This is a genomic window from Curtobacterium sp. B8 (assembly GCF_000333315.1).
Classification (GTDB): Bacteria; Actinomycetota; Actinomycetes; order Actinomycetales; family Microbacteriaceae; genus Curtobacterium; species Curtobacterium luteum.
On sequence record NZ_BACW01000502.1, the window covers coordinates 1 to 8,500 of the forward strand.

The following is an 8,500-nucleotide window of genomic DNA, read 5'->3' on the forward strand; positions in this document are numbered from 1 at the left end:
ACCGGGCCTCCAGTGCGTCGCGTCCGGTGATCAGACCAGGCCGAGCTTCTTCCGCAGGCTGGCCACGTGCCCGGTGGCCTTCACGTTGTAGAGCGGCAGCTGTACGGAGCCGTCCTCGTCGACGACGATCGTCGACCGGATCGTGCCGGTGACGATCTTCCCGTAGTTGTTCTTCTCACCCCAGGCCCCGTACGCCTTGTGCACCGCGAGGTCCGGGTCGCTCAGCAGGGGGAAGGTCAGCGCCTGCTCGTGCTGGAACTTCTTGAGCGCGGGGAGCTCGTCCTTCGAGACGCCGAGGACCTCGTACCCGGCTGCCTGCAGGGACGACATGTTGTCGCGGAAGTCGCACGCCTCGGTCGTGCAGCCCGGTGTGGACGCGGCCGGGTAGAAGTACACGATGACCTTCTTCCCGCGGAGCCCGGACAGCGAGTGCTCCGTGCCGTCCTGGTCCGGGAGGGTGAAGTCGGGGGCGGTGTCGCCGGCGGCGAGACGGTCGGTCATGGTGCTCCTGTTCGATCGTGGTGCCCGGTGGTCGTGAGCACCCGAAAGCCATGCTATTGTTGTTTCCCGTTGCAGCACGGTCAAACGGAACGCAGCGAACGCACCTCTAGCTCAATTGGCAGAGCAACTGACTCTTAATCAGTGGGTTCTGGGTTCAAGTCCCAGGGGGTGCACCAGCAAGGTCCCGGTCCGAACGGACCGGGGCCTTCGTCGTTCCCGGGGCTGGCGGCGGCTGCGGGGCGACACGCCCGACGTGTTCACGAGGGTCGGATCCGGCAGGTCCGTCGCGGGCGCTCCCGTCCCGCTCAGCCCGTCGGTACGTCGACGACGCGTTCTGCCCCGACGAGCGGCTCCAGAGCCCCGCCCGACATGCTCGCGAGGTCGGCCCGGAGCGCCCCGATCAGCTCCTGCGGCACCCAGAGCTCGAACGTCGCGACGGACCCGTACCCGGTGTCACCCAGCACCGCGTCGTGGTGCCGTACCCAGTCGCGGAGCACGTTGTCGATCCGTCCGGCCTCGGCGTGCGGAACGTCGACCCCGATGCGGGTGAGCGCTCGACGCTGCACGAGGACGGCCCGGTCGAGGGTCTCGGAGACCGACGTCGAGTACGCGCGGACGAGTCCGCCGGCGCCGAGCTTCACCCCGCCGAAGTACCGCGTCACCACGGCGACGACGTCCGTGAGCCCGCGACGACGGAGCACCTCGAGCATGGGCACCCCGGCCGTGCCGCTCGGTTCTCCGTCGTCGGAGGACCGTGCTTGGTCGCCGAGGATCCCGGTGACCATCGCGGTGCAGTTGTGGCGGGCGTCCCAGAAGCGCTTCCGGACCCCGGCGATCACCCGGTCGGCGTCCGCGACGTCGGCGACGGGTGCCACGGTCGTGATGAACCGGGACTTCGTGATCACGATCTCGTGCTCCACCGGCGCCGCGATCGTCGACGGGTACACGGTGCTCACAGCGTCCGAGGCTACCGGTGCCGGGTCGTGCGTCCTCGCCGTCGGATCGACGCGATCGAACGGCGCGTGTAGGGTCGGGGGCACCAGCTGCAGGAGATGCGGCGCCCGAGCGCGGGACTCGGCCGCGTTGGGGGCGGCCGAGCACCGCCGGGCCCCGTCCGCAGGCTCGCCCGGGCCGGGCCGGAGCACCGTGGCGTCCTAGGATCGTCGTGTGACCGTCTTCGCCGCGCTCGTCCTCTTCGTCGGTGCCGTCTTCAACGTCGTCGCCTGGCCGCGCTTCTTCCAGCGGGTCGCGAAGGACCCCCGTGCGCGCGACGCTGCAGGGCGGCCGACCACGTTCTGGCGCGTGCACTTCGTCCTGGTCGTGATCGCGCTCGTGATCGCCGTCGCGTCCGTGGTCGCGGGGATCCTCCTGCTCGTCTGACGGCGCGGCCGCTGCGCGAGGCGGGCGGAGCGGCCGCTGTGCGACGACAGGCCCGCTGTCGCACGACAGCGGGCCTGTCGTACGAGAGCGGGACCGGCGTCGTACGACGCGACCGTCGTCGTACGACACCGCCGCTGTCGCACGACAGCGGGCCCGTCGTTCCGCAACGATCTCACCGAACCGCGGGACCGTCGCACGCCTCCGGAGCACCAGACACCGCGGGAGCGTGTGCGTCCGGCCTGACCGTCGTCGCCGGGCTGCGGGCCGGAACCCGAATCCGTCCCGGAGCCCGGCGACGCCGGGGTTCAGGTTGAGCGGCCGGCCACGGTCGACGTCGACCTCGGTGTCGCGTGCGCACCGGGCAGCTGCTCTGGGTGTCGGACGCATTCCACCAGGAGCGGACCCGCGCGGTCGGCATCCGGCACCGGCGTGTCGCGACGTCCGAGGGTCGGGATGCGGGACCCGGGAGGCTGGGTCAGGGTCGGGGCGGGGAGCGTCAGTCCCCGAGGGGTGCTCCGAGCACGCGGCGCAAGGCGTGGTCGGCGATCGACTCCTCCGAGGTGTCGAGCAGGACCCGGTAGGTGTCGTCGTCGGTGACGAACTCGAGGCAGACCGCGTCGAAGTCGCACGGCTCGATGCGCCACCCCCGGAACGAGGTCATCGGGACGGTGGTCCTGACGGGGCGTTAGAAGCTCGTCTCGGCGGTGACCCGGTCGTCGAAGACGCGCACACGGCCGAAGACGCCGCGCCAGGTCAGCTGGAGGTCCAGGGAGGGGACGAGCGACGGGTCCGGCACCCACCGATGCTACCGGTGGGTGCCGGACCCGTCACGTTCGTCCAGGCGGGCCGGCGCGGCCCGCGGACAGTCACTTCGCGGAGTCGTCCGTCCCGTCACGACGGACCTGGTTCGCCGGGTCACGCCCGGTCACGGGGTAGGGCCCGGTGACGCCCTCGCGGAGCGCGGCGATGCGGAGGATCCGGTCGCGCTGCAGGAACCAGCCGACGACGAGGAGCGGGATGATGATGACGAGGGACGCGATCGTGAACGTCCCGACCGGCCAGTCGATCGCCATGAGCACCACGACCGAGGCGAGGAACGCCAGGGTCAACCACGCGGTCACGGGTGCGCCCGGCAGCCTGAAGGTCGGCTCCTTCGCGAGGCCCTGCTTGGCCCAGCTCCGCAGCTTCATCTGGCAGAGGATGATCGTGCCCCACGCCGTGATGATGCCGAGGCTGGCGACGTTCAGCGCGATCTCGAACGCCTGCGACGGAACGAAGTAGTTGAGCACGACACCGACGACCGTGAACCCCGCGGTGAGCAGGATGCCGGCGTACGGGACGCCGCCGCGGGACATCTTCGTGGTCCACTTCGGCGCGGACCCGTTCATGCCCATGGAGTGCAGGGCGCGGCCGGTCGAGTACAGCCCGGCGTTCAGCGACGACAGCGCCGCGGTGAGCACCACGAAGTTCATGATCGACCCGACGACCTGCCCGACCTGCGGGTTCCCGATGGACGAGAAGAAGGTCACGAACGGGCTCTCGCCCTCCTTGTACGACGTGTACGGCAGGAGGAGCGACAGCAGGACGACCGAGCCGACGTAGAAGACCGCGATGCGGAAGACGACGGAGTTGATCGCGCGGGGGATGACCTTCTCGGTGTCCTGCGTCTCGCCGGAGGCGGTGCCGACGAGCTCGATCGCGGCGTACGCGAACACGACGCCCTGGATCACGAGCACCGCGGGCAGCAGGCCGTTCGGGAACACCCCGCCGTTGTTCTGCAGGATCGAGAAGCCGGTCTGCACCGCCTGGCCGCCGGTCTCGACCGGGAACGCGAAGATGAGCCAGACCAGCGCGACGACGAGGAACGCGACGAGCGCAGCGACCTTGATGAGCGCGAACCAGAACTCGAGCTCGCCGAACACCTTCACCGCGACCAGGTTGGCGGCGAGCACCACCACGAGGGCGATGAGCGCCATGAGCCACTGCGGCGCCGAGGTGAACGGCTTCCAGTACTGCATGTAGAGCGCGACCGCGGTGGTGTCCACGATCGAGGTCATCGCCCAGTTGAGGAAGTACATCCAGCCGGCCGCGTACGCGAACTTCTCGCCGTAGAACTCCCGCGCGTACGAGATGAACGACCCCGACGAGGGACGGTGCAGCACGAGCTCGCCGAGGGCGCGGAGGATGAAGAAGGCGAAGACGCCGGCGACGAGGTAGGTGATCGCGAGTGCGGGACCCGCGGAGTTGAGCCGGCCGCCGGCCCCGAGGAAGAGCCCGGTACCGATCGCTCCACCGATCGCGATCATCTGCAACTGCCGGGGCTTCAGACCGTGCTGGTAACCCTCCTGCTCGTGCGAGAAGTCGTTCGCGGGAGCGCGACGGGTCCCCGTGTCGTTCTGCGCTGTCATGCGCGACACGCTACAGGGGTCCGCGACCGCCGGTGGCACACGACCCCGCCCGGCTGGAGCGGGGACACAGCCGTCTTGGTTGCATGGAGGGCATGGACATCCTCCTCCGACTCCTCGTCGCGATCGGGTTCGCCCTGCTCGTCACGGCCGTCTCGGCGCTCGTCACCCACCTGGTGTTCCGGTCGCTCGCACGCCGGGAACGCTGGGCAGCCGTCCTCTCCCGCCGCACGAAGCACCCGTTCCGCACGGTGCTGCTCGTCGCGCTCCTGTGGACGGCGTTCGCGACCAGCATCCCGGACACGAGGGCCTACCCGTGGCGGGACGACGTCTCGCACGTGTTCCTCATCGCGGTGATCGGCACCGGCTGCTGGTTGGCGTGCGAGGTGGCGATCTTCCTCGAGAGCCTCGGCCTGCACCGGTACCGGACCGACGTCCCGGACAACCGCGTGGCGCGGCGCATCAAGACCCAGGTCCTGGTCCTGCGCCGACTCACCGTCGCCGTGCTCGTGATCATCGCCGTCGGGGCGATCCTGCTGACCTTCCCCGGGGTCGAGGCCGCCGGGGCCAGCGTCCTGGCGAGCGCCGGCCTCATCTCCGTCATCGCCGGCCTGGCGGCGCAGTCGACCCTCGGCAACGTCTTCGCGGGCATGCAGCTCGCGTTCTCCGGGTCGATCCGGGTCGACGACGTCGTCGTGGTGGAGCAGCAGTGGGGACGCATCGAGGAGATCACCCTCACCTACGTCGTCGTGCACCTCTGGGACGACCGCCGCTTCGTGCTGCCCTCGACCTACTTCACGAGCACACCGTTCGAGAACTGGACCCGGACGAACAGCGAACTGCTCGGCGCCGTCGAGTTCGACCTCGACTGGCGGGTCCGGCCGGGCGACATGCGGGTCGAGCTCGAGCGGATCCTCGAGCGCACCGAGCTCTGGGACCGCCGGGTGCAGGTGCTCCAGGTCACCGACGCGGTCCAGGGGTTCGTGCACGTCCGCGTGCTCGTCACGGCACACGACGCGCCGTCGCTGTTCGACCTGCGTTGCTACGTCCGCGAGGAACTCGTCGCCTGGATCCAGCGCACCCACCCCGACGCCCAGCCCGTGCAGCGGGTGCTCATGGTCGAGGACGTCGCGTCCCCGCGCCGCCCCGGTGCGTCGACGGCGGCGTCGTCCGCCCTCTTCGGCGGCGAGCACGACGACCGCGCCGCCATGTTCACCGGTCCGATCCGCACTTCCGACGTCCGCCCGTCCGACGTGCCGTAGACACGCCCCTGGACGGACAGGAGGCACGTGGCGGACCCGCCACGTGCCTCCCGTCCGTCTGCCGGTCGCGTCCGCGACCTACGGCTGCCGCGCCTTCACGGCGCGGTCGTCCTCGACGACCGTGCCGATCGCGACGATCGTCGTCGCGAGCCACGCCACCCAGGTGAGCGCGAGGCGCCAGTCGCGCGGGCCCTGCCGGGTGGTCTGGAGCACGCTGTAGCCGCTGATGATCGAGCTCCACACGGCACCGCTGAACATGAACTTCCGCACGGGTTCCTCCTCTTGGTCGTCCCGTCCACGCTACCGGCCGCTACATTGGAGCGCCGCCGGTCACCCTGCGCCGGCGCGCTCGTGAGGAGTCAGTGTGCGTCAGGCCGTCATCGGCGGAGTCCTGCTCGTGGTCGGCGCGGTCTGCGTCGCCCTCGGGCTCCTGCCCCTGTCCGACCTCGCCGAGCTCGCCGACCGGGTGGTCCCGGTGCTCGGGTTCGTCCTCGGGCTGACCATCGTCGCCGAGCTCGCCGCGGACGCCGGGGTCTTCGACCGCCTCGCCGACCTCGCCGCCCGCGTCGGCGGCGGCCGGACCATCGGACTCTGGGCAGCGGTCGTCGTGCTCGCCGTCGTCTGCACGGTGTTCCTGTCGATCGACACCACCGCGGTCCTCCTGACCCCGATCGTCATCACGCTCGCGCGCCGCGTGGGACTGCCGCCGATGCCGTTCGCGCTGACCACCGTGTGGCTCGCGAACACCGCGTCGCTGCTGCTGCCGGTGTCGAACCTCACGAACCTGCTCGCGGTCGACCGGATCGGACTCGACGGGCCGATCCCCTTCGCCGGTCTCATGCTGTGGGCGGCGCTCGCCGGGGTCGTCATCCCGTGCGCGGTGCTCCTCGTCGTCTTCCGCGGGAAGCTGTTCGGGCGCTACACACCCGTGTCGGTCCGGCGCGCGTCGGACCCGGTGTTCTTCTGGTCCGCCTCCGCCGTGCTCGTCGCGCTCGTCGTCGCGCTGACGGCCGGTGTCACGGTGTGGATCGCCGCGGTCGTCGCCGCGGTGCTGCTCGTCGTCGTGGCCGCCTTCCGCGCGCCGTCGGAACTGCGGATCTCGCGCGTGCCGTGGTCGACGCTCATCTTCGCCGCCGGGCTCTTCGTGGTCGTCGAGACCCTGCACACCACGGGGCTCACCGACCCGATCGTCGACGCGCTGCCCGGGGGCACCGGCACCGGATCGCTCCTGGCCCTCGGCGGCGCCGGGGCGGTCGCGGCGAACGCGATCGACAACCTGCCCGCCTACCTGGTGCTCGAGCCGGCGGCGGGGCACGAGGCACTGCGCTACGCGGCGCTGCTCGTCGGCGTGAACGCCGGCTGCCTCATCACCCCGTGGGCCTCGCTCGCGACGCTGCTGTGGCACGCGCGGCTCGCCTCCGAAGGCGTGCACCTGTCGTGGGGGCGGTACATGGCACTCGGGTGCGTCGTGGCACCGCTCACGGTCGTGGCCGGGGTGCTCGCGCTGCGGATCTGACGGGCTCCGTGCCCCTGGGGCCCTACAGCCAGTCCTTGCTCCTGAAGACCCGGTAGAGCACGAGGGACGTCGCGACGATCAGGCCGAGCGACAGGAACAGCCCACTCCACTGGCTCATGCCGGGGAACTTCACGTTCTGCCCGAAGAACCCGGTGATCGCCGTCGGGATCGCGATGATCGCCGCCCACCCCGTCACCTTCTTCATGACGACGTTCTGGTGGTTCGACGCGATGCCGAGGTTCGTGTCGAGCACGCTGCCGACCGCGTCGCGGAGCTGCTCGACCGAGTCGGCGATCGTCACGAGGTGGTCCTGCACGTCGCGGAAGTACGGTCGGATGCCGTCCACCACGAGCTCCGCGTCCCCGTGCAGGACCGACGTGACGCTGTCCCGCGTCGGCACCACGAGGCGCCGCAGCACCCCGAGCTGCTTCCGGAGGACGAACGAACGCCGCTGGATCTGCCGTTCGCTGCTGCTGCCGTGCTCGAAGAGGTCGTCCTCGAGCGCGCTGACGGCCTGGTCGAGGTCCTCCACGACGTCCGAGGCGTGGTCGACGACGGTGTCGAGCAGCGCCCACATGAGCCAGGGGACGCCGTGGTCGGCGATGTCGGCGCTCGCGTCGAGCCGGTGCTCGACGTCGCTGAGGTCCACGTCGGCACCGTGGATGGTGATGAGTGCGCGCTTCGTGACGAAGGCCTTCACCTCGTGGCTGACGAGCTCGCCGGTGTCGGTCCGGCCGGTGACGTCGTAGACGACGAGGAAGAGGCTCTCCCGGTACCGGTCGAGCTTCGGTCGCTGGCCGCGCTCGAGTGCGTCCTCCACCGCGAGCGCGTGCACGCCGAGCTCCTCCTCGACGTCGGCGAGCTCGTCCGGACGCGGGTCCGTGTGGTCCACCCACACGAACGTGTCGGGCTCGGCGACCAGGTCGGAGACCCGCTCGACGGGGAAGTCGCGTTCCGCGGCGGCGCCGTTGCGCCACGCCCTCGTCATGACCATCACGCCAGCGTACTGAGACGGCCGGCCTGGTTCCCCAGGCCGGCCGTCGTGCGGGACGTGCTGTCAGCGTCAGTAGGCGGAGACGAGCTTGCCGTCCTCGACCTTCAGGTAGACGTCGACGTCGAACGAGTCCTCGCTCTTCTGGGCGTCGCCGAAGTAGTCACGGTACGAGTACGCGACCGTGCCGTCCTTCGTGCTCCGGACCTCGACGTAGCCGCTCCCGGAGGTCTCGACCGAGAGCTCCGGCTCCGCTTCCACCGTGTACTGCACGGCACCGTCGGCGTCGTACGGGCCGTACCAGGGGCAGCCGTCCGAGTAGCCGATGTCGGTCTTCGTGGCGCACTCGTCGATGAGGTCCGAGACGTACTGCTCGGCGTCGGTCTCGAGCGCCTTGGTCGCCTTCGGTTCGAACGACACGTACGGTGCCGCGGCGGCGCCGACC

The 8,500-nt window shown here is 70.4% G+C and carries 10 protein-coding genes and 1 tRNA gene; 4 read left to right on the forward strand and 7 right to left on the reverse strand.

Features of this window, described 5'->3' with window-relative positions; translation table 11 throughout:
* Positions 1-30: 30 nt before the first annotated feature.
* Positions 31-501: a thioredoxin-dependent thiol peroxidase gene (bcp, locus tag I59_RS12890; RefSeq protein ID WP_022904219.1), complete on the reverse strand. Its 471-nt coding sequence runs from the start codon at positions 499-501 to the stop codon at positions 31-33.
* A 100-nt stretch (positions 502-601) separates the two neighbouring features.
* Here bcp and I59_RS12895 point away from each other — a divergent pair.
* Positions 602-677, forward strand: a tRNA-Lys gene (locus I59_RS12895).
* Positions 678-806: 129 nt separating this feature from the next.
* Here I59_RS12895 and I59_RS12900 read toward each other — a convergent pair.
* Positions 807-1,457 (reverse strand): YigZ family protein, encoded by a 651-nt coding sequence (locus I59_RS12900; RefSeq protein WP_022904220.1) that lies wholly within the window; start codon positions 1,455-1,457, stop codon positions 807-809.
* Between the two features lie 211 nt (positions 1,458-1,668).
* On the opposite strand from I59_RS12900, the gene I59_RS12905 reads away from it, so the two are divergent.
* A complete protein-coding gene (locus I59_RS12905; RefSeq protein ID WP_022904221.1) occupies positions 1,669-1,881 on the forward strand; it encodes an SCO4848 family membrane protein in 213 nt (70 codons plus the stop codon).
* Between the two features lie 496 nt (positions 1,882-2,377).
* On the opposite strand, the gene I59_RS22910 is transcribed toward I59_RS12905, so the two are convergent.
* Both I59_RS22910 and I59_RS12920 read right to left on the reverse strand, forming a co-directional pair.
* Positions 2,378-2,542, reverse strand: coding sequence for a hypothetical protein (locus I59_RS22910; RefSeq protein WP_022904222.1), 165 nt, complete (start codon positions 2,540-2,542; stop codon positions 2,378-2,380).
* 205 nt (positions 2,543-2,747) lie between these two features.
* Positions 2,748-4,289 (reverse strand): amino acid permease, encoded by a 1,542-nt coding sequence (locus I59_RS12920; protein WP_022904224.1) that lies wholly within the window; start codon positions 4,287-4,289, stop codon positions 2,748-2,750.
* 92 nt (positions 4,290-4,381) lie between these two features.
* Here I59_RS12920 and I59_RS12925 point away from each other — a divergent pair, with 92 nt between their 5' ends.
* A complete protein-coding gene (locus I59_RS12925; RefSeq protein ID WP_022904225.1) occupies positions 4,382-5,548 on the forward strand; it encodes a mechanosensitive ion channel family protein in 1,167 nt (388 codons plus the stop codon).
* A gap of 78 nt (positions 5,549-5,626) precedes the next feature.
* On the opposite strand, the gene I59_RS12930 is transcribed toward I59_RS12925, so the two are convergent.
* On the reverse strand, positions 5,627-5,818 hold the full coding sequence (locus tag I59_RS12930) for a hypothetical protein (protein ID WP_022904226.1): 192 nt from the start codon (positions 5,816-5,818) through the stop codon (positions 5,627-5,629).
* A 94-nt stretch (positions 5,819-5,912) separates the two neighbouring features.
* Between I59_RS12930 and I59_RS12935 the strand changes: the two genes are divergently transcribed.
* Positions 5,913-7,064 carry an SLC13 family permease gene (locus tag I59_RS12935; protein WP_022904227.1) on the forward strand — a complete coding sequence of 384 codons (1,152 nt, stop codon included), beginning with the start codon at positions 5,913-5,915 and terminating at the stop codon, positions 7,062-7,064.
* 22 nt (positions 7,065-7,086) lie between these two features.
* Here I59_RS12935 and I59_RS12940 read toward each other — a convergent pair whose 3' ends face one another.
* Positions 7,087-8,058 (reverse strand): magnesium transporter CorA family protein, encoded by a 972-nt coding sequence (locus I59_RS12940; RefSeq protein WP_022904228.1) that lies wholly within the window; start codon positions 8,056-8,058, stop codon positions 7,087-7,089.
* 69 nt (positions 8,059-8,127) lie between these two features.
* The coding region (locus I59_RS12945) for a hypothetical protein (RefSeq protein ID WP_031273774.1) at positions 8,128-8,500 on the reverse strand (373 nt) is incomplete at its 5' end.

Excerpts from the sequence above, each read along its gene's own strand:
- bcp (WP_022904219.1), bottom strand. The coding sequence starts at position 501 with ATGACCGACCGTCTCGCCGCCGGCGACACCGCCCCCGACTTCACCCTC.
- I59_RS22910 (WP_022904222.1), bottom strand. The coding sequence starts at position 2,542 with ATGACCTCGTTCCGGGGGTGGCGCATCGAGCCGTGCGACTTCGACGCG.
- I59_RS12920 (WP_022904224.1), bottom strand. The coding sequence starts at position 4,289 with ATGACAGCGCAGAACGACACGGGGACCCGTCGCGCTCCCGCGAACGAC.
- I59_RS12925 (WP_022904225.1), top strand. The coding sequence starts at position 4,382 with ATGGACATCCTCCTCCGACTCCTCGTCGCGATCGGGTTCGCCCTGCTC.
- I59_RS12940 (WP_022904228.1), bottom strand. The coding sequence starts at position 8,058 with ATGGTCATGACGAGGGCGTGGCGCAACGGCGCCGCCGCGGAACGCGAC.